Raw genomic sequence first — 20,049 nt, 5'->3', positions numbered from 1 at the left:
TTAAAACGGGGCATTATTGTTCCGTTTTTTTTATTTTTAAGTAAAATTCGTTTCCATGCGTTTATCAATCGTTAGTTTAATAATTTTATCTTTTTCACTGGTTTTAATAGCTTGCCAGGCTCAAAAGCAAGATGCAAATAGTGCAATTAAGCTCGGTTGTCAGAAGATGGATGCTTATTTGCCTTTATTAAAAAACAAAAGGGTAGGTGTTTTAGTCAATCATACTTCGTACGTTGGAGGCACTCACTTGATCGATACCTTGTTACTTAATGGAGTGAATATTTCAAAAATTTTCGCACCTGAACATGGTTTTAGAGGAACTGCAGATGCTGGCGAGTACATAGATAATAAGATTGATGAGCAGACTAGTTTACCTATTATTTCATTGTACGGAAAAAACAAGAAGCCAACACAAGAACAGTTGAATGAACTTGATGTAATTGTGTTCGACATACAAGATGTTGGGGTTCGTTTTTACACCTATATTTCTAGCATGCATTACATGATGGAAGCATGTGCCGAAAAAGGAATATCGATGCTTATTCTTGATCGTCCAAATCCCAATGGAGATTATTTCGATGGTCCCGTTTTGGATTTAAAATTTCAATCGTTCGTGGGACTGCATCCAATTCCAGTAGTTCATGGCCTTACTGTTGGAGAATTAGCTTTAATGATTAACGGAGAATATTGGTTAAAAGACTCATTGCAGTGTTCTTTGCAAGTCATTAAAATGGATAATTATAAGCATCAATCTAATTATTCCTTACCCATTAAGCCATCGCCTAACTTGCCAAATGATTTATCCATTCGATTATACCCCTCGCTCTGTTTTTTTGAGGCAACTGATGTTAGTATTGGTCGAGGTACCCATATGCCTTTTCAAGTAATTGGCTATCCCGATAGCACTTTGGGATCATTTCAATTTACACCTATAAGCATTGATGGAATGTCAAAGCACCCTCCTCAACAGGATCAGCTATGCTATGGAATTGATTTGCGATCTGAGAATTTGGCCCACACTTTCACTTTAGAATATCTTATTCAATCCTATAATCGATTCCACAATAAAGAGAAGTTTATTAGTAAAAGGAAGTGGTTTAACTTGCTTGCTGGTAATGATACACTAGTGTCGAAAATAGAAAACGGATGGAGTGAAGAAGCAATTAGGAAAAGTTGGCAAGAGGATTTACTACAATACTCTTTATTAAGAGATAAATATAGCCTGTATCCATGAAAATAAGCCGTTTCATATTTGTGTGTTTGTGCCTTTGCTTAAGTCTTCATGGTTTTGCACAAGAAACTACATTGTTATCAACCTTAGATGAATTCACTGAGGTTCAGAAGCAATTCAAAATACATTTTAAGCAGAATAGTTTACCTATTAAAGACCTGGAAGAAAATAAAATCGGTTTTTTGGTTTCTGGATCTGAAGATGAATGGTCTAATTTAATTTATAGATATAATCACGTACCAATTTATAGTATCGGTAGTGATCACTGGCTTAAAGATGTGACCAATGATTCGATTGAACATCTTATCGTTATTACCGATAGCTTATTCGCAGTGCAAAGTTTAGAAAAAAAGCAGGCGCTTAATATCATCTCTTTGATTGTTTTTAGTGAAATCAATGAAACGGAAGAAAAAGCACTCTTATGGGCAGCTAACTTATTAAGTTGTTCTGTCAATAATTATACATCGCACGATTTAGCTATACAATTACTATTTGGGGCCATATCGCAAGATGATGACCAATCTTCTTCACATGATTGTTTTCGCCTAAGGTACCTTCCGCCTGAATCGATTGGTTTGAATAACAATCAGCTTAAGGAAAGTGTAAGTCATGTTGTTGAGGAAGCCATTACAGCGCAAGCATTTCCAGGTTGTCGCATTTTAGTAGCCGTAAAAGGGACTGTGATCTTTAACCAATGCTATGGCTATCATACCTATGATAAGCGAACAAAAGTGCAACTGCACGATGTTTATGACTTAGCTTCAGTTACTAAAATTTCTGGCCCCTTACCGTTATTAATGAAAGCATATGACAGTGGTTTGATGGATTTAGATCGACCGTTTAGTCAATATTGGAATGATTGGAGATCGAAACTATTTCGCCGCTCCAATAAGGATGCTATGACAGTTAGGCAGGTGCTTGCACATCAGGCACAACTAAGCCCATATATTAACTACTATCCATGGCTTATGAAGGGGCAACAATACAATGAAAAGTTTTTTAGCGTTAATGCATCCGAGCAATATCAGCTTAAGATTGATGAGCACTTATACCTTTCTACAAAGTTTAAGAAAACTGTGTATAAAGCAATTCGAAAATCAGAACTTTTGCCAACGGCAGAATATAAGTATAGTGGACTATCCTTTATGTTGTATCCTCAGTTGTTGAGCGATTTATATCAAAAGGATTATGAACAATTGCTATACGATCAGTTTTATAAACCTTTAGGCGCTTCATCTTTGGTTTATAATCCAATTGGCAAAATTAAGCAAAGTAGAATTGTACCAACTGAAAACGATGCAAACTTTCGTAAGAAACAAATTAAAGGGCTTGTTCACGATGAAGCTGCTGCTGTAATGGGTGGCATATCTGGTAATGCAGGTTTATTCGGAAGTGCAGATGATTTGGCAAAATTACTACAAATGTATTTGCAAAAAGGTTGGTACAATGGTGTGCGCTACCTTACCCAACAAACCGTAAATGAGTTTACTAAAGTTCAGTTTGCTGAAAATGATAATCGCCGCGGAGCCGGTTTTGATAAGCCACTGTTTGGGAATGATACTTTGTCGATAAAAGAGAGTTATCCGGCACCAGGAGTCAGCAAAGAAAGCTATGGGCATAGTGGTTATACCGGTACTTTTGTTTGGATAGATCCGAAATATGAAATGGTTTTTATCTTTTTGTCGAACAGGGTATATCCAACGCGCGATAACCCTTTAATCTACCGGATGAATGTACGACCACGCATCCAGCAGATTTTTTATGATGCTTTAAATACTCCGATACCTACCAATCTTCCGGTAAGTCCTGATTAGGCTCTGGATATTCAGGTTTACTATTCATCTTGTAAAAGATCTGACCTTCGGTAATATCCATTTCAATTACTTTCATATGGATGAGATTGATCAGGATCTTTTCGGCCTTGCGTGGACTGATGTTCGCCATGCCGCATAATTTTGAAAATGTGATGTAACCATGTATGCCCAGGTAAGTCAATAATTTACTTTCGGCATATTTTATCTTCAACAAAGCTCCTCCAGGTTGCTTTTCACGCTTCCAAACCTCTGTTAATATTCGATTAGCCACTAAGTTTTGATCTTTAACACGGACATAAAAAGTAGATTTTCCATCCTTATCAGGAGCTGAATGTGGTCTTTTCTTACTTTTTTCGATGATTACCTCCAGTACGGTTTTTCCTTCAATTTCCCATTTGCGAGTTTCAAATGCTACCGATGGTTTACAATGACGTTTGGCCGCCGATTCAATCATGTAGTATTCTTCATCCGATTCAACGCCAGCTATTCTGCCATTATCTTTAACGCCAATTAATAATCTACCGCCATCTGTATTGGCAAAAGCAGCTATTGATCGAGCTATCTTTTTTGTATCTGTAATTGCAAATTTAAAATCTTGGGTCTGGTGTTCACCCTCCTTTATCATTTGCTCTAATTCTTTTTGATCCACTGTGGTATATTTTGGGGCAAAGATCGTAAAAATGCTTTGTTTCTGGCAAGCATCTTACGCGTTTATCTAAATTCTTTACATTTTAGTAATTCGATACTTAAATAATGGATAAAGAATTGATTATGAGTTATTAAGAATGGATATTAATAGCGGCTTTTTTCTTTAAATGATAATTGGAAGTTGGATTAAAATGTTAAAAAAACTTAACTTTTAAAGAAATAATTCTTTATACCAAGTTTTATAATCCCTTAAATCAACAATTATGACAGAAGTAAAACTATTGGTAAAAGGATTGGCCGATCAACATGGTCGGACAATGGAGAGCCTTTTACCTATTCTTCAAGGAATTGTTCATCAACAACAGCACATTTCTGAAGATGCAATGGTGGAAGTTGCACGCGAGCTTGATATATCTGCAGCTCAAGTGTATGGAACAGCGACTTTCTATTCGTTTCTACACACAAAACCACTTGGAAAATACGTTATCCGCGTTTGCAAGACGATAACTTGTATGATGCATGGCAAAAATCAGGTCATTCAGGAGCTTGAAACAGTTTTAAAAGTAAAACTTGGAGAAACAACACACGATGGCAAGTTTACCCTTTTAGAAACAAACTGTTTAGGTCAATGCCATAAAGGACCAGCCATGCTCATAAACGATGAACCCTATACAGAACTGACCCCCGAAAAAGTGCGTTCGATAATAATGAAATACAAACAACAAGAGATTAGTGCTAACTAATTGCTTTTGCAGAATGGTTTCAATTTGCAATTAGACAAATTCTTGATTTCCATATAGAAACACTTAGCCTCATGTGTCTTGCATGATAGTGTTTCCAATTATTCTCAAGGAATCAAAGAAAATTAAAGTATAATTATTGACTGATGGAGCATATTTGTTAACTGCTTATCGCTATAGTGTTTGGTAAAATGCGAATCCAAAAATGCTTGTAGAAAGCTCTATCTGTCAAAAGAACGATAAAAATATACTGATGAAAAAGAATTTACAACGTCTTGATCTCATTTTTAAAAATGAACACGATACCGAAGCTATATTAAGGAAGACCTTAGATCGAAGTCACGATGAAGTGATAAACGATTTGATAAGTTCAGGTTTGAAAGGAAGAGGCGGCGCAGGCTTTCCAACTGGATTAAAATGGAAATTAGCCGCCGAAGCACAAGCTGAGCAGAAGTATGTTATTTGCAATGCTGATGAAGGGGAGCCTGGTACTTTTAAAGATCGTGAGATTTTATCCAGTGTGCCACATAAGGTATTAACAGGCATGGCAGTATGTGCTAATATTATTGGTTCTACAAAAGGGTTTATATATCTGCGTAGCGAATATAAATTTTTAAAGCCACAGCTATTATCTGTTATTGATGAATTTCACAAATTATTAGAGGTTTTAAATATCAATTTTAAAGTTGATATTTTTATGGGAAGTGGTGCTTACATCTGTGGAGAGGAAAGTGCTTTGTTCGAAAGTATGGAAGGAAAAAGGGGAGAACCTCGTAATAAACCTCCATTTCCAACGGATTTTGGTTACATGGGTGAGCCAACCGTTATAAACAATGTTGAAACATTAGCACATACTTATTCTATACTTAAATATGGAGCCGATAAATTCAAGGATTTAGGAATTCAGGATTCACGTGGCTCAAAAGTATTTTCGGTATCTGGAGATACACCTAATCCTGGAATTTATGAGCTTGAGTTTGGAATGTCCTTGCAAAAATTTGTTGATGATTTTGGAGATGGAGATTCCAAAGCCGTGCAGGTGGGTGGAGCTTCTGGCTTTTGCGTTCCTCGTAAGAAATTTGTAAAAACAGTTATTGGATATCAGGGTAAACTTCGTGGAACTTCGCTTCCAACTGGCGGTTCCATGATGATCTTTAACTCATCTCGCTCAATGTACAATGTATTGCATAATTATCTCGATTTTTTCGTAGAAGAATCGTGTGGTCAATGCACACCTTGTCGAGTAGGTACCCAGCAGCTATTATTAGGTATTCAGGCAGTTAAAAAAGGCGAGCAGCCATCATCCTATCTTGATAAATTATTGGTGCTGGCCGAAGCTATGCGCGTAACGTCTAAGTGTGGTTTGGGCCAATCTGTTGCTAACTCTTTTTCTTCTATTGTTGAAAATTTCAAAGAAGAAATGATTTATTAATTTCAAAAATCAGATTATGTCAGATAAGGTTAATCTTAAAATAGATAATATAGCTGTTAGTATTAAAAATGGATCAACCATTCTTGAAGCGGCAGAAAAAATTAATGTTCGGATTCCTACTTTATGTTATCACGAAGATTTATGCGTGGCAGGCAATTGTCGCATTTGCGTAGTTGAACAAACAGGCAGTGATCGTTTATTGCCAGCCTGTGCTATGCCTGTTTCAGAAGGCATGGAAATTCATACAAACAGCATGAAAGTGCGTAATGCCCGTAAACAAATTGTTGAGCTTTTGGTAAGTGAACATCGAGCTGATTGCACACGATGTTATAAAAATGGTAAATGTGAGTTGCAGGAGTTGTCTTCTGAATATATTGTAGGAGAGAATGGTTTTATTGATTTAGTCGCTCATAAAGGCTACACAATAGATAACTTTTCTCCATCAATTATTAAAGATGATAGCAAATGCATTCGGTGCCAACGATGTGTGCGTACTTGCGACCAATTACAAAGTATTAGTGCCCTAACCGTAGCTCATAAAGGAGAAAGCATGAAGGTTTCGTCATTTTTTGATAAACCTATGTTTGAAGTTGTATGTACCAATTGCGGGCAATGTGTTAATCGATGCCCAACTGGAGCATTAACTGAAAAAACATACCTCGATGAAGTTTGGACGGCACTTAACTCAGAAACGAAGCACACAGTAGTTCAAACGGCGCCTGCTGTGCGAATAGCTTTGGGTGAAGCTTTGGGTATGCCTGTGGGAGAAATTGTTACAGGTAAAATGGTTTCAGCTTTAAGACGCTTGGGGTTTAGTTCAGTTTTGGATACCGATTTTACAGCTGATTTAACCATTATTGAAGAAGGTAATGAGTTGTTACATCGCTTAAAAAAAGTGGTGAAAGACAAAGATACAACTGTGCGTTTACCATTAACAACCTCGTGTTCTCCAGGCTGGGTTAAGTTTATTGAGCATGCATTTCCTGAGTATCTGCCAAATGTTTCAACTGCCAAATCTCCTCAGCAGATGTTTGGTGCCTTAGCCAAAACATTTTACGCCAATAAGTTGAAAGTTGATCCTGAAAACATGGTAAGTATTTCCATTATGCCTTGTACAGCCAAGAAGTACGAAGCGGATAGACCTGAAATGCGCAGTAGTGGATTTAAGGATGTTGATTATGTGCTAACGACTCGTGAGCTGGCTTTGATGATTAAACAAGCAGGAATTGATTTTGCCTCATTACCCGATGATGAATACGATAGCATAATGGGAGAATCCAGCGGTGCCGCTGTTATTTTTGGTGCAACGGGTGGTGTTATGGAAGCTGCATTACGAACCGCCTATGAGGTTGTTACAGGTCGAGAGGTACCATTTGAAGGATTGAATATTACCCCTGTTAGAGGTATGGATTATATTCGGGAAGCTACCATTAAAATTGAAAATGTTTTACCAGAATGGGACTTTTTGGAAGGAGTGGAGCTTAAAACATGTGTTGCACATGGCCTGTCCAATGCAAAAAAAGTAATGGAGGCCGTTCGGGATGGTAAAGCCAATTATCACTTTATTGAAATAATGGCCTGTCCTGGTGGATGCTTGGGAGGAGGTGGGCAACCTATCCCTACATCGCCGGCTATTCGTAAAAAACGTAGCGAAGCAATCTACCATGAGGATGAATTAAAGCCAATCAGAAAATCACATGAAAACCCAGAAGTGATTCATCTTTACGAAGAGTTCTTGAAAGAGCCTTTAGGTGAGGTATCGCACAAGTTACTACATACGCACTATACCGAACGAAATCGCTATTAATTTTATTGATAAGAAACCGGCAACTGTCGGTTTCTTTTTACTACTTTGACCAATAATTTCGAGTTAGTTAATTATGGAAACAAAGCATGAGATAGTAATATGCCTTGGAAGTTCTTGTTTTTCAAGAGGAAATAAGGATGTTTTAGAAATTGTGAAAGAATTTTTAAACGAGCATGATTTAGCAGCAGAAGTTTTTTTTCATGGTGATTTATGTGGGGGAAAGTGTGAAAATGGGCCTGTATTACAGATCGATGATCAAACTTTTTCGAAAGTTACTGTGGATAATGTATATGAAGTATTAAATGATTACTTTGAAGTTGAACAGGAGAAGTAAGTTTTAAAATGGGGCAACTGATTGTTAGTGATAAAGATAAGTGTAATTTAAGTTTTACGTGTGTGCGCGTATGTCCGGCAAAGGCAATTAAAATTGCCGATAAGCATGCGCAAATAATAGCCGATAGATGCATTGGTTGCGGACAGTGTGTTACCATGTGTGCGCAAGGAGCAATTAATTATCGGAGTGACATTGAGAATGTTGAGGATTTGGTAAGTACGAATAGCAAGGTTGCTGCTATTTGTGATCCTGCAATTTCGGGTGAATTTACCGATGTAGCTGACTATCGAAAGTTTGTCGCTATGATACGAGAAGTTGGCTTTGACATTGTTACTGAAATGTCGTTTGCTGTTGATCTGATTGCATACAAGTATAAAGATTTAGTTGAAAACTTTCAGGGGAAGCATTTTATAACAACCAAATGCCCGCCTGTTACCAGTTATATCGAACGGCAGGAGCCTGAATTAGTTGATAATTTAGCCCCAATTGTTCCGCCTTATATTGCAATGTCTAAAGTGATTCATAAACGCTATGGGGAAGATGTAAAGGTTGTTTACTTAACCGCGTGTACGGCCGCTAAAGATGAAGTTAAACAGTTTTATCATACCGATGGTCATGTTGATGGAGTGCTCACATTTGTGGAGTTACGTAAGCTGTTCGCCAAGAGAAGTATAACTGAAAATACCGTTGAATTTAGCGAATTTGACCCACCATTAGGTCGAAAGGGTGGATTATTCCCAATTTCACACGGATTATTTCAATCAGTTGATATTAATCAAGGATTGCTCGAAGGGGACATTCTTATAACCGAAGGGCGAACTAATTTTTTACAATCGATTAAAGAGTTCAAATCTGAAAATCAACTAAGTCAACATCTCGATTTGTTTTACTGCAAAGGCTGTATTCAGGGTCCTGGAATGTCGCAAGGTGGAAAGAAGTTTACCAGGCGATCGCAGGTTATTAAGTATGTTAATAAGCGAATGAAAGCGATTGATGCCTATCAATGGCGCTTAGATATTGTTGAGTTCAAAAGTTTGGACTTATCACGAAGTTTTAAGGCAAAAAATTTACGTTTGCCCGTGCCTACCAAAGCAGAAGTAGATGTTGTATTGGCCGATATGGGTAAGTCAAAATGTGAAGATCAGCTTGGATGTGGAGCATGTGGTTATCCGTCGTGCGAAGAGTTCGCTGTAGCACACTTACAGGGCTTAACTGATTATGAACAGTGCTATACTTATTCAATTAAAAAGTTACGTTCATATGTAAGTAAGGTTAATGCATCCAACGAAAAGTATAAAAAAACTCAGGAAGCACTTGTTAAAAGTGAAGAAAAGGCAAGAGTTGAAGAAGCATTAGCAATAGAGGCATCTAAAACTACAACAGCCATGTTAAATAAGTTAAGAGCTGGTGTTGTAATAGTTGATAAGCGATTAAATGTATTGGAAGCTAATCAGCGTTTTATTGAAATGCTTGGTGATGATGCGCGTGAGATAGCCGAAGTAGTTCCAGGATTAAAAGGGGCTGAACTGAAGAGTTTGGTTGATTTTCATAAAGTGTTTTCAACAGTTTTGCAATCGGGGCAGGATGTATTAGACAGGGATGTTGATTATGCCGATTCTATTTTTAATGTATCGGTATTTACCATAAAAAGTAATGAAGTCGTTGGTGGTATTATTCGCGATTTAATAACGCCTGAAGTACGAAAAGAAGAGGTTATAAAGCGGGCACGTGATGTTATCAAGGAAAACCTGGAAACTGTTCAGCAAATAGCTTTCTTATTGGGTGAGAGTGCCTCAAAAACAGAGAAAACACTCAATAGTATTATTGAAGCTCAGCAATTAGGAGAAGCCAATGGAATTGGAAAATAACTTTTTTATTGATGTTGAGTGTCGCCAATTTAATCATGTAGGAGAAATGATTTGTGGCGATGTATTTCTTTCTCATAGGATTAAAGAGGAAGGGAGGATTATTGCTGTGCTTTCTGATGGAATGGGAAGTGGTGTTAAAGCTAATGTATTGGCAACGTTAACTGCTTCTATGGCAATGAATTTTACAATTGAACACCGTGAGGTTGCTCGCTCGGCTGAGATAATAATGAATACACTACCTGTTTGCAGTGTTAGAAAAGTAAGTTACAGTACATTCACCATAATTGACATTGAAGATGATGGAACGACCACCATTGTTGAATACGATAATCCATTGTGCTTGGTTATGCGAGGGCAATCAGAATTTGATCCTGGCTGGGAAGATTTGATCCTTAAAAGTGATAAAAACAAGGGCAAAAAATTACGTATATGTAAGTTCAAGGCTCGCCTGGAGGATCGCATTTTCTTTTGGTCTGATGGCATTGTGCAATCAGGCATGGGTTCGCGGGCTTTCCCCTTTGGTTGGGGCCGTGATGATTTAGGATCTTATGTTAGGAAAATTGTAAAATACACTCCTTTTGCTTCATCAGGGAAATTGGCGCAAAAAGTAATAAATATGGCTAAGTTACACGATGGCGATGAACCAAAAGATGACACCTCATGTGGCGTGATTTATTACCGTGAGCCACGTAAATTACTACTAGTAACCGGGCCTCCTTTTGACGAGCATAATGATTTTACGTTCTCTTTAAAAGTAAAGCAATTTAAGGGGCAGAAAATAATTGCTGGTGGGACAACCGCTGAAGTTGTGGCAAGAGAGCTAGCACTAAAGTTTGATGCTGGTATTGATTCTGAAGATTCGGAATTGCCACCTGTTTCGTTTATGGAAGGGATAAGTTTAGTGACAGAAGGTATTTTAACCTTAGGTAAGGTGGCACGTTTACTCGAATCGTACAATAATGATAGCAAGCTAGGTAAAGGGCCAGCCGAACAAATTATAAAAAAACTATTTGAGAGTGATCGAATACATATTCTTAATGGAACAAGAATTAATGTGGCGCATCAAGACCCTAATTTACCTGTTGAATTAGAGATACGTCGTACAGTTGTTAAGCGAGTTGTGCGTTTGCTCGAAGAGAAATTCCTCAAAGACGTAAGCATTGAATACATGTAATTACATGATCTAAATCATGTATTGGGGCTTTGTTATAAATTGCAAGCCTGATGTTGAAAAATCCTTTTGAATTGAAAGTCAATCAATGGCTTATTAATTGATTTGTTGCGTTTTAATTTAGACTGCTTCTGTATTAACGAAAACCAACATCTGACCTTTTTTTTCTCGTTATATTAGTATTAGTTTGCTTTTGTATTCGGGAAATATTTCTTTAATAGTTCGCTAAATAAACCCAGCTAAGAATAATTATATGGCGTCATCAATAAAAATAAGAAAGATTGCAGAGGTTCTTGATGCACAAATAGTTTGTGGTGATAGTTTTATTGATCATGAAGTTGATTACGCGTTTGCAAGTGATTTAATGAGTGATGTCTTAACTCTAGATTCGGAGCAAGTTGTGCTAATAACTGGATTAACAAATATTCAAACGGTTAGAACGGCAGAAATGGCTGATATTAACTGTATCGTATTTGTCAGAGGTAAACGGGTGACTCCTGAAATGATTGAGGTCGCCAATGAAAATAACACAGTATTGATTGAGTGTCAGTATTCAATGTTTAAAACCATTGGATTGTTGCACGAAGTTGGTGTAACACCTGTTTATTGATAAAAGTGTATGGAATTTAGCTACGAAGTAGAAGGTGGAAATTTTGCAAAAGCAGGGAATGCAGCTAGTGGTGTTAAAAAAGTGCTGAAACAACTAAATGTTGACCCGAAAGTTATTAAGCGCATTGTAGTAGCGCTTTATGAAGGTGAGGTGAATGTAGTGGCCCACGCCTACAAAGGAAAAGTTTTAGTTGATATAGATACAAGTAGGATATATATAAGAATTGAGGATGAGGGACCTGGTATCCCTGATATTGATTTAGCAATGCAAGTAGGGTACTCTACTGCATCGGCTATGGTACGCGAAATGGGATTTGGTGCAGGTATGGGATTACCTAACATGAAACGAAACGCTGACGCAATTGAAATTTCAAGTAAGGTCGGCGAAGGTACTGTAGTTGAATTAACAACTAAGTTGACAAGTTAAGATGTTTAAGCTATGAGCGATCAGCAGTTTTATCATGCATTAAAAGTTGATAAGGATTTGTGTTATGGATGTACCCATTGCATGAATGTTTGTCCAACGGATGCTATCCGTATAAGGGATGGTATTGCTACCATTCGAAAGAACTGGTGTGTTGATTGTGGTGAATGTATGAAAGCCTGTCCTGTTGATGCTTTCTATGTCGAACAAGACGATTTTGAAAAGATATTTAGTTTTAAACATCGAGTGGCTATTTTGCCATCTGTGTTTATTGGGCAGTTTTCGAAACATATAAAGGAATGTGAGATAATTGATGTGCTAAAAAGCCTCGGTTTTACTCACGTTGTTCCTGCAGAAGCAACAGTTGATGTTATTAACGAAGCGATGCTGGAAGAACAACGTTCAGATAGAGAAAAGCCAATGATCAGTGCGTTTTGTCCGTCTATTGTTCGTTTAATTCAAGTACGTTTCCCTGGTTTGGTTAATAATATAATTCCAGTAAAACCACCTATTGATAGCACTGCTTCGTATTACCGTCAATTACTTCAGGAAGAAGGAAAGAGTTCTGATGAGATAGGAGTTTTTTATGTAACGCCATGTGCTTCTAAAATAGCAACGGTAAAGAGTCCTGTTGGTGATGAAATGTCCAATGTAGACGGCGTTATTAATATGGATTTTCTTTACAATAAAGTCTACCACGTTTTAAAAACTCGAGCCGAATCGGCTGATGTATGCCACGATACTGTGCCTTATTTATCGCCTAAGGGATTAAATTGGAGTTTAACAGAGGGTGAAGCTTCAAATATGACAGGGCGTTGTTTGGCAATTGATGAAATACACAATGTTATTTCTTTTCTTGAGAAAGTTGAAAACGATGAGATTGTCAATGTCGATTTCTTAGAACTAAGAGCTTGTGATCAAAGTTGTGCAGGTGGAGTTTTGTTAACTGAAAACCGATTTCTGACGGTAGAGCGAATCAAAAATAGGGCAGATAGAATTAATGCATCTGGTAAATATGTTCAAAACATTTCGGAGAAGCATAAGCAGATGATTAAAGAAACGAGCGAAGTTGGAAAAATTGAACCTCGCTCTATGATGGTGTTGGACGAAGACATGGGTATCGCTCTCAAGAAGATGGAGCGAGTGCGTCGTATGATGTGTTATTTGCCAGGTATCGATTGTGGAGCTTGTGGAGCTCCTAATTGTGAGAGCCTTGCTAAAGATATTGTTAGTAAAGAAGCACATTTATCAAATTGTGTTTTTGTGCAACGCATGATGGAAAAAACAAAGAAACTGGACCCAATGCATTCAATTCGTATCATTGAAAAAACCTGGGGAAAAGATCGATTAGATAAAGATTGTAAGAAAAAAGGAGCAAAGAATGAAGGTTTGTGACATTATAGAAAAACTCAACCTTAAGGTAATAGGTGGAGAAGAAGGCTTACAAAATGAAGTAACAGGAGGTTATACTTCAGATTTGCTAAGTGATGTAATGGGTAATGTTGACGAAGGTCAGATATGGATTACTCTTCAAACCCATAGAAATGTTATGGCGGTGGCATCACTTAAAGAGGTGGCTGCTGTAATTATTGTTAAGGATTTAGAAGCTGATGAAAACACCATTAGCCAAAGTAATGATGAAGGTATTCCACTGTTAAGTTCAAGCATGGAAGCCTACGAATTATCAGGCGAGCTGTATCAGTTATTGAAAGGATAATATGAAGCGTTTTAAGGCCGACTTGCACATGCATACGGTCTTATCTCCATGTGGTAGTTTGGAGATGAGTCCAACAGTCATTGTTGAAACGGCTTTACAACGAGGATTAGATATAATTGGCATAACCGACCATAATTCAACAAGGCAATGTGCCGAAGTTATTAAGTTAGGTCAGGAAAAAGGATTAACGGTGTTGGGTGGAGCAGAGGTAACCACCAAAGAAGAAGTACACTGTTTAACGTTCTTTGAAAATATTGAGAAACTTGAAGCCTTTCAAATGTATTTGGATGCGCATTTACCTAATATTCAAAATGATGTTGATAAATTTGGTCATCAGGTTTGGGTAGATGCTAACGAAGAAATACTAGGGCAAGAGGAGCGTTTGTTGATAAGTGGCCTTGACCAATCAATTGACGAGCTTGAGCAAAAGGTTCGACAATTGGATGGATTGTTTATTCCAGCACATATTTTTCGTCCGAGCTTTAGTATTTATAGTCAATTGGGGTTTATGCCTTTTGATATAAAGCCCGATGCCATTGGGATGAGTGCAAGGGTTAATGTTGACGAAATGTTAGGTAAACATCCGGAATTAAAAAAATTAACAGTGCTTCGTTCATCAGATGCTCATTTTCCTGATCAAATAGGGAGTCATTATTCAATAGTAGAATTGGCTGAAGCTAGTTTTGATGAACTAAGAAAAGCACTGAGGAAACAAGATGGTAGAAAGGTAGTGGAGTTAAAGTAATGAAGGACTTATCAATGCATATTATGGACATCGTCCAGAATTCAGTTAGGGCAAAAGCCAGTAATGTTGAATTGAATATCCAGCTTGATAGTCAATGGTTGGAAATTAAAGTTGTTGACGATGGTACTGGTATGGATGCCGATACATTGGAGAAAGTTACAGATCCATTTTATACATCACGAACCACTCGTAAGGTGGGATTAGGCATTCCTTTAATAAAGCAAAATGCCGAATTAACAAACGGTGAAATGATACTTAAATCAATACTTGGAAAGGGCACCACGCTTATTGCTAAGTTCGGTTTAAAACATTGGGATCGTCCACCCATCGGTAATTTATCATCCACAGTTGCTATGATGATGACCGGTAATGATGGTGTTAATTTGCAGTTTTCATTAAAAAGAGGTGCAGATGAATTTGCCATTAGTACAAATGAAGTAAAAGAGGTAATGGGCGATGTAGACATCCGCATGCCTCAGGTAACAAGTTTCTTAAAAGAAATGATTGAAGAGAATATAAAAGAATTGAATATCGAATTTGATTAAATGTCTGACTTGGTCAGGCATCCAGACTATATAAAGGAATGTGTAATTAATAATAACCAATCGCTATGTCAAAAGTAAAATCTCTGGCTGATTTGCGTAAAATGCGCGATGAATTGCAGACTAAAGTTAGTTTGCGTGAGAAAAGCGACAATCCTGAAAAGTTGGTTCAGGTAAAAGTGTCGATGGCTACCTGTGGTATTGCCTCAGGAGCAAAAGAAGTGATGAACCATATGATTGAAGAAATGGATCGTCAGGCAATTGATGCCATAGTAACTCAAACAGGATGTATGGGTTTCTGCCACGCAGAACCAACCATTGAAGTAACGCTACCAGGTAACGACCCTGTGGTTTTTGGTCATGTGGATAATAAAAAGGCCGATGAAATCATAGAAAAGTATGTTATCAGAGGAGAGTTGGTGGATGGAATCATCCCAGTGAATTACGAAACAGTAAAAGAGAATAAAAACGAATAGTTTTTTTACGCTATGGCTAAATATAAAAATCATATCCTTGTTTGTGGCGGAACTGGCTGTCGTGCTTCGCAAGGGGAAGAAATTGTACAAAATCTTGGAAAAGTTTTAGAGGAAAACAGCCTTGAAAACGAAGTACAAGTGGTAAGAACTGGTTGTTTCGGTTTTTGTGAAAAAGGTCCTGTTGTTAAAATGGTTCCTGACAATACCTTTTACGTGCAGGTAACGCCTGAAGATGCTCCTGAGATTGTGGCTGAGCATTTGGTAAAAGGTCGTAAAGTAGAGCGTTTACTATACACCGACCCTGAAACACAAGAGCGTGTATCAGAATCAAAAGATATGGGTTTCTACAAGAAACAGATTCGTATTGCCTTACGTAACTGTGGTTTTATCAACCCTGAAAATGTTGATGAGTACATCGCTCGCGATGGTTATGCTGCCCTAGGAAAAGTGTTAACTGAAATGACACCAGAAGCAGCCATTAAGGTGATAATTGACTCAGGTCTTCGTGGTCGTGGGGGAGGTGGTTTCCCAACTGGCTTAAAGTGGGAAATAACCCGCAAAGTTGAAGCTGAGCAGAAATATGTGGTTTGTAATGCCGATGAGGGAGACCCAGGTGCATTTATGGACCGTTCAATCCTAGAGGGAGATCCGCATGCTGTGCTTGAAGCAATGGCTATTAATGGTTTTTGTACAGGTGCATCACATGGATTAATTTACATCCGTGCAGAGTATCCATTGGCAATTTCTCGTTTGAAAATTGCTATTGACCAAGCACGTGAGTACGGCTTACTAGGTAATAATATATTTGGTACCGATTTTAGTTTTGATGTAGAATTACGCTATGGTGCAGGAGCATTTGTTTGCGGAGAGGAAACATCATTAATTCACTCAATGGAAGGTTTACGTGGCGAGCCTACTGTGAAGCCTCCATTCCCATCAGAAAGTGGGTACAAGGGTATGCCAACCAACGTAAATAACGTTGAAACCTACGCCAATATACCTGTGATCTTATTAGAAGGTGCAGAGTGGTTTAGTAGTATCGGAACTGAAAAGAGTAAAGGTACTAAGGTATTTGCCTTAGCAGGTAAGGTAAATAACGTTGGTTTGATTGAAGTACCAATGGGTACCACACTACGCGAAGTTATCTTCGATATTGGTGGTGGTATTAAAGATGGTAAGAAATTTAAAGCTGTTCAGACAGGTGGACCATCAGGAGGTTGCTTAACTGAAAAACATTTAGATATTCCTATTGATTACGATAATCTTTTGGCTTCTGGCTCTATGATGGGTTCAGGAGGAATGATCGTAATGGATGAGGATGACTGTATGGTTTCAATGGCTAAATTCTATTTAGATTTTACAGTTGAAGAATCGTGTGGTAAATGTGCTCCATGTCGTATCGGTAACAAGCGTTTGTATGAGATGCTTGATAAAATTACCGAAGGAAAAGGAACTGAGGAGGACCTTACTTTATTGCGTAATTTAAGCAATGTGATTAAGGATACTTCGCTTTGCGGTTTAGGTCAAACATCGCCAAACCCGGTTCTTTCAACAATGGAAAACTTTGCTGATGAGTACGAAGCTCACGTTCATGATGGCAAATGTCCAGCCGGTCAGTGTAAGTCATTGATGCAATATGTTATCAGCGACGAAAAATGTATTGGTTGTACATTGTGTTCTCGCGTATGTCCGGTTGATGCGATTACCGGTGATAAGAAAGAACCTCACTTAATTAGTCAGGAGACTTGTATCAAGTGTGGTGCTTGTTATGAAAAATGTAAGTTTGGTGCGATCAGCATTCAATAGCCAAACCAGTTTTTGAACAGTAAAAGATAGAAGAATGGAAATCGTTCAATTAAGCATAGATAATAAAAAGGTAGTTGTTGAGCAAGGCACTACCATCTTAGAGGCAGCTAAAAACATCGGGGTGGATATTCCTACCTTATGTCATATGAAGCTGCACGATATGAACATTGAGAATAAGCCGGGCGGATGTCGTGTTTGCGTGGTTGAGGTTGAAGGTCGTCGCAACTTAGCGCCAGCTTGTAAAACTGAATGTACCGAAGGTATGGACATTCAAACACACTCAGTACGTGTAGTTAATGCGCGTCGTACAGTAATGGAGTTGATCTTATCAGATCATCCGTTTGAGTGTTTGGTTTGCTCTAAATCTGGTGATTGTGAGTTGCAAACAATGGCGCAGAACCTGGGTATTCGCGAAGTGCGTTACCAGGGTGAGAAGAACTCTTACAAGAGTGATGAATCTCCTGCTATCGTTCGCGAAATGGAAAAGTGTATCATGTGTCGTCGATGCGAAACAGCTTGTAACGACGTACAAACAGTAGGTGTGCTTTCAGCCATTAATCGAGGTTTTGAATCGGTTGTTGCACCAGCTTTCGAAATGGATTTAGATCATTCGGCTTGTACATTCTGTGGTCAGTGTGTCGCTGTATGTCCAACAGGTGCTTTAACAGAGCGCGATAGTTCAGCTAAAGTGATGGATGCCATTGTTGATCCAAAGAAAACAGTAATTGTACAAACTGCTCCAGCTGTTCGTGCAGCCTTGGGTGAGGAGTTTGGAATGGATGCTGGTACTTTGGTTACTGGCAAAATGGTTTCTGCTTTACGCAAATTAGGTTTCGACCATGTATTTGATACTGACTTTGCTGCTGACCTTACCATTATGGAAGAAGGAACAGAGTTGTTAGATCGTTTAGGAAAACACCTGGCAGGAGATAAAGATGTGAAATTACCGATTTTGACTTCGTGTTGTCCTGGTTGGGTGAATTTCTTCGAACATCATTTTCCTGACATGATTGATATTCCATCAACAGCTAAATCGCCTCAGCAGATGTTTGGTGCTATCGCCAAAACTTATTTTGCAGACCAGTTGAAGCAGAAGCGTGAAGATGTTGTTGTTGTTTCAGTAATGCCATGTTTGGCGAAGAAATATGAGTGTGCTCGTGATGAGTTCAAGGTAGACGGTGATCCGGATGTTAATTTGTCAATTTCCACTCGTGAGTTGGCTCAGATGATTCGTAATGCCAACTTGAATTTTGAAGCATTAGAAGATGATGACTTTGACAAGCCAATGGGTGAGTCAACAGGTGCTGCCGTTATTTTTGGTACTACAGGAGGTGTAATTGAAGCTGCTGTTCGTACGGCATATGAAGTTCACACTAAAAAGCCACTTCCGAAGCTTGATTTCGAAGAGTTACGTGGTTTTGATGGTATTCGTTCGGCAACTATCGATTTTGATGGTCTGCCTATCAATATTGGTATTGCGCATGGCTTAGGTAATGCACGTCAATTGTTAGAAGATATAAGAGCTGGTAAATCACAGTTCCATGCGATCGAAATCATGGCATGTCCTGGTGGATGTATCGGTGGTGGTGGTCAGCCATATCACCATGGTGATGTTGAAGTGTTGAAGAAGCGCCAGAAAGCTATTTACGAAGAAGATAAAGGTAAAGTAATTCGTAAGTCGCACGAGAATCCTTTTATTCAGAAGTTATACTCTGAGTTTTTAGGAGAACCTTGTGGACATAAGTCGCACGAATTACTTCACACTCATTATCATGATAAGAAAAAGAAGGTTGAAATCTAAAAAAGTATCAAGCTATAAGTATCAGGATGAAAGGCCATCTTGATACTTGATACTTGAATCTTTTATCTTAAAGAAAAGAAAAATGGCAGATATAAAATTACCCGCCGGCAAGGTGGAAGAATTAAGAGGAGTTTGTAAAAAACTCGGTAACGAAGGAGGTGAGTTAATTAACGCGCTTCATGCAGCTCAGGAATTATTCGGTTATCTTCCTGCTGAGGTTCAGGAGTTGGTAGCTAGTGAAATGAATGTTTCAGTTGCTCATGTTTATGGTGTTGTTACATTTTATTCTTTCTTCTCGATGATTCCTAAAGGAGAGCACCCTATTTCAATTTGTATGGGTACAGCTTGTTATGTTCGTGGAGCCGAGAAAGTATTGGATGAATTTAAGCGTCATCTTGATGTAAAAGTTGGAGAAACCACAGAAGATGGTAAGTTTTCAATCAGCTGTTTACGTTGTGTTGGTGCTTGTGGACTTGCACCAGTTGTTACTGTAGGCGAAAAAGTTTATGGTCGCGTTGCTGCAGAAGATGTAAAAGGTATTCTGGAAGAATACAGATAAAGATCGTATTAGTCAGTTGTTTGATAGGTGAATTGTAACTTTGTCAAGCGAGTTGGTGAAATATAATTTAAAACCGTTTTAGTTTTCTAAAACGGTTTTTTGTTGCTTGTATTTTACAAATGATAAAAAAATAAGCCACATTATCAATTGAGTAATGTGACCTATTAATATTTCGTATTATCTAGTAATTAGTCAAACCTTAAAAACCCTTGTATTTTGATGAGCTACAATTTTCAAAAGAAGTACTTCCCAATCATTTAACATTTGAAAAAGGGTAAAAAGAATCTGCTCTTTAATTCTATTGAGCATTTTCTTTAAATTGAAG

At 38.1% G+C, this 20,049-nt stretch carries 19 protein-coding genes; 18 read left to right on the top strand and 1 reads right to left on the bottom strand.

Annotation, left to right across the window (positions count from 1 at the left end; translation table 11 throughout):
- Positions 1–55 precede the first annotated feature (55 nt).
- Positions 56–1,234, top strand: coding sequence for an exo-beta-N-acetylmuramidase NamZ domain-containing protein (locus tag FNN09_RS17760; RefSeq protein ID WP_143303828.1), 1,179 nt, complete (start codon positions 56–58; stop codon positions 1,232–1,234).
- Positions 1,231–3,045 carry a serine hydrolase gene (locus FNN09_RS17755; RefSeq protein ID WP_143303827.1) on the top strand — a complete coding sequence of 605 codons (1,815 nt, stop codon included), beginning with the start codon at positions 1,231–1,233 and terminating at the stop codon, positions 3,043–3,045. Before FNN09_RS17760 ends, FNN09_RS17755 begins: the two co-directional genes overlap by 4 nt.
- On the opposite strand, the gene FNN09_RS17750 is transcribed toward FNN09_RS17755, so the two are convergent.
- The gene (locus FNN09_RS17750) at positions 3,017–3,694 is read right to left on the bottom strand and encodes a helix-turn-helix domain-containing protein (RefSeq protein ID WP_255434164.1); all 678 of its coding nucleotides are present in this window, start codon (positions 3,692–3,694) and stop codon (positions 3,017–3,019) included. The two genes, FNN09_RS17755 and FNN09_RS17750, sit on opposite strands and share 29 nt — an antisense overlap.
- A 262-nt stretch (positions 3,695–3,956) precedes the next feature.
- On the opposite strand from FNN09_RS17750, the gene nuoE reads away from it, so the two are divergent.
- From nuoE to FNN09_RS17670, 16 genes are all read left to right on the top strand, one after another.
- Positions 3,957–4,436 carry an NADH-quinone oxidoreductase subunit NuoE gene (gene nuoE / locus FNN09_RS17745; protein WP_143303826.1) on the top strand — a complete coding sequence of 160 codons (480 nt, stop codon included), beginning with the start codon at positions 3,957–3,959 and terminating at the stop codon, positions 4,434–4,436.
- A gap of 250 nt (positions 4,437–4,686) precedes the next feature.
- A complete protein-coding gene (locus FNN09_RS17740; protein ID WP_143303825.1) occupies positions 4,687–5,865 on the top strand; it encodes an NADH-ubiquinone oxidoreductase-F iron-sulfur binding region domain-containing protein in 1,179 nt (392 codons plus the stop codon).
- Positions 5,866–5,881: 16 nt separating this feature from the next.
- Positions 5,882–7,672, top strand: a complete 1,791-nt coding sequence (locus FNN09_RS17735; protein ID WP_143303824.1) for an NADH-dependent [FeFe] hydrogenase, group A6 — start codon at positions 5,882–5,884, stop codon at positions 7,670–7,672.
- 73 nt (positions 7,673–7,745) lie between these two features.
- Positions 7,746–8,006: an NAD(P)H-dependent oxidoreductase subunit E gene (locus tag FNN09_RS17730; protein WP_143303823.1), complete on the top strand. Its 261-nt coding sequence runs from the start codon at positions 7,746–7,748 to the stop codon at positions 8,004–8,006.
- 8 nt (positions 8,007–8,014) lie between these two features.
- Entirely contained in the window at positions 8,015–9,874 is a 1,860-nt protein-coding gene (locus FNN09_RS17725) for a [Fe-Fe] hydrogenase large subunit C-terminal domain-containing protein (protein WP_143303822.1), read from the top strand.
- The gene (locus FNN09_RS17720; RefSeq protein ID WP_143303821.1) at positions 9,858–11,048 is read left to right on the top strand and encodes a SpoIIE family protein phosphatase; all 1,191 of its coding nucleotides are present in this window, start codon (positions 9,858–9,860) and stop codon (positions 11,046–11,048) included. The genes FNN09_RS17725 and FNN09_RS17720 overlap by 17 nt, the downstream gene beginning before the upstream one ends.
- Before the next feature lie 250 nt (positions 11,049–11,298).
- Positions 11,299–11,655, top strand: coding sequence for a DRTGG domain-containing protein (locus FNN09_RS17715; protein WP_255434163.1), 357 nt, complete (start codon positions 11,299–11,301; stop codon positions 11,653–11,655).
- A gap of 9 nt (positions 11,656–11,664) precedes the next feature.
- Positions 11,665–12,081, top strand: coding sequence for an ATP-binding protein (locus FNN09_RS17710; RefSeq protein ID WP_143303820.1), 417 nt, complete (start codon positions 11,665–11,667; stop codon positions 12,079–12,081).
- 12 nt (positions 12,082–12,093) lie between these two features.
- A complete protein-coding gene (locus FNN09_RS17705; RefSeq protein WP_143303819.1) occupies positions 12,094–13,473 on the top strand; it encodes a [Fe-Fe] hydrogenase large subunit C-terminal domain-containing protein in 1,380 nt (459 codons plus the stop codon).
- Complete coding sequence (locus tag FNN09_RS17700; RefSeq protein ID WP_143303818.1) at positions 13,460–13,795, top strand: serine kinase; 336 nt, start codon at positions 13,460–13,462, stop codon at positions 13,793–13,795. Before FNN09_RS17705 ends, FNN09_RS17700 begins: the two co-directional genes overlap by 14 nt.
- 1 nt (position 13,796) lies before the next feature.
- The gene (locus FNN09_RS17695; protein ID WP_143303817.1) at positions 13,797–14,540 is read left to right on the top strand and encodes a PHP domain-containing protein; all 744 of its coding nucleotides are present in this window, start codon (positions 13,797–13,799) and stop codon (positions 14,538–14,540) included.
- Positions 14,540–15,085: a sensor histidine kinase gene (locus FNN09_RS17690; RefSeq protein ID WP_143303816.1), complete on the top strand. Its 546-nt coding sequence runs from the start codon at positions 14,540–14,542 to the stop codon at positions 15,083–15,085. The genes FNN09_RS17695 and FNN09_RS17690 overlap by 1 nt, the downstream gene beginning before the upstream one ends.
- Positions 15,086–15,150: 65 nt before the next feature.
- Entirely contained in the window at positions 15,151–15,558 is a 408-nt protein-coding gene (locus tag FNN09_RS17685; protein ID WP_143303815.1) for a ferredoxin, read from the top strand.
- 12 nt (positions 15,559–15,570) lie between these two features.
- A complete protein-coding gene (locus tag FNN09_RS17680; RefSeq protein WP_143303814.1) occupies positions 15,571–17,364 on the top strand; it encodes an NADH-quinone oxidoreductase subunit NuoF in 1,794 nt (597 codons plus the stop codon).
- 34 nt (positions 17,365–17,398) lie between these two features.
- Positions 17,399–19,165: an NADH-dependent [FeFe] hydrogenase, group A6 gene (locus FNN09_RS17675; protein ID WP_143303813.1), complete on the top strand. Its 1,767-nt coding sequence runs from the start codon at positions 17,399–17,401 to the stop codon at positions 19,163–19,165.
- Between the two features lie 82 nt (positions 19,166–19,247).
- Positions 19,248–19,724, top strand: coding sequence for an NAD(P)H-dependent oxidoreductase subunit E (locus tag FNN09_RS17670; RefSeq protein ID WP_143303812.1), 477 nt, complete (start codon positions 19,248–19,250; stop codon positions 19,722–19,724).
- Positions 19,725–20,049 lie beyond the last annotated feature (325 nt).

The sequence above is a fragment of the Carboxylicivirga sp. M1479 genome, from assembly GCF_007097485.1.
Lineage (GTDB): Bacteria > Bacteroidota > Bacteroidia > Bacteroidales > Marinilabiliaceae > Carboxylicivirga.
The sequence above is the reverse complement of the archived record's forward strand: the minus strand, read 5'-3'. Positions and strand labels throughout refer to the sequence as shown.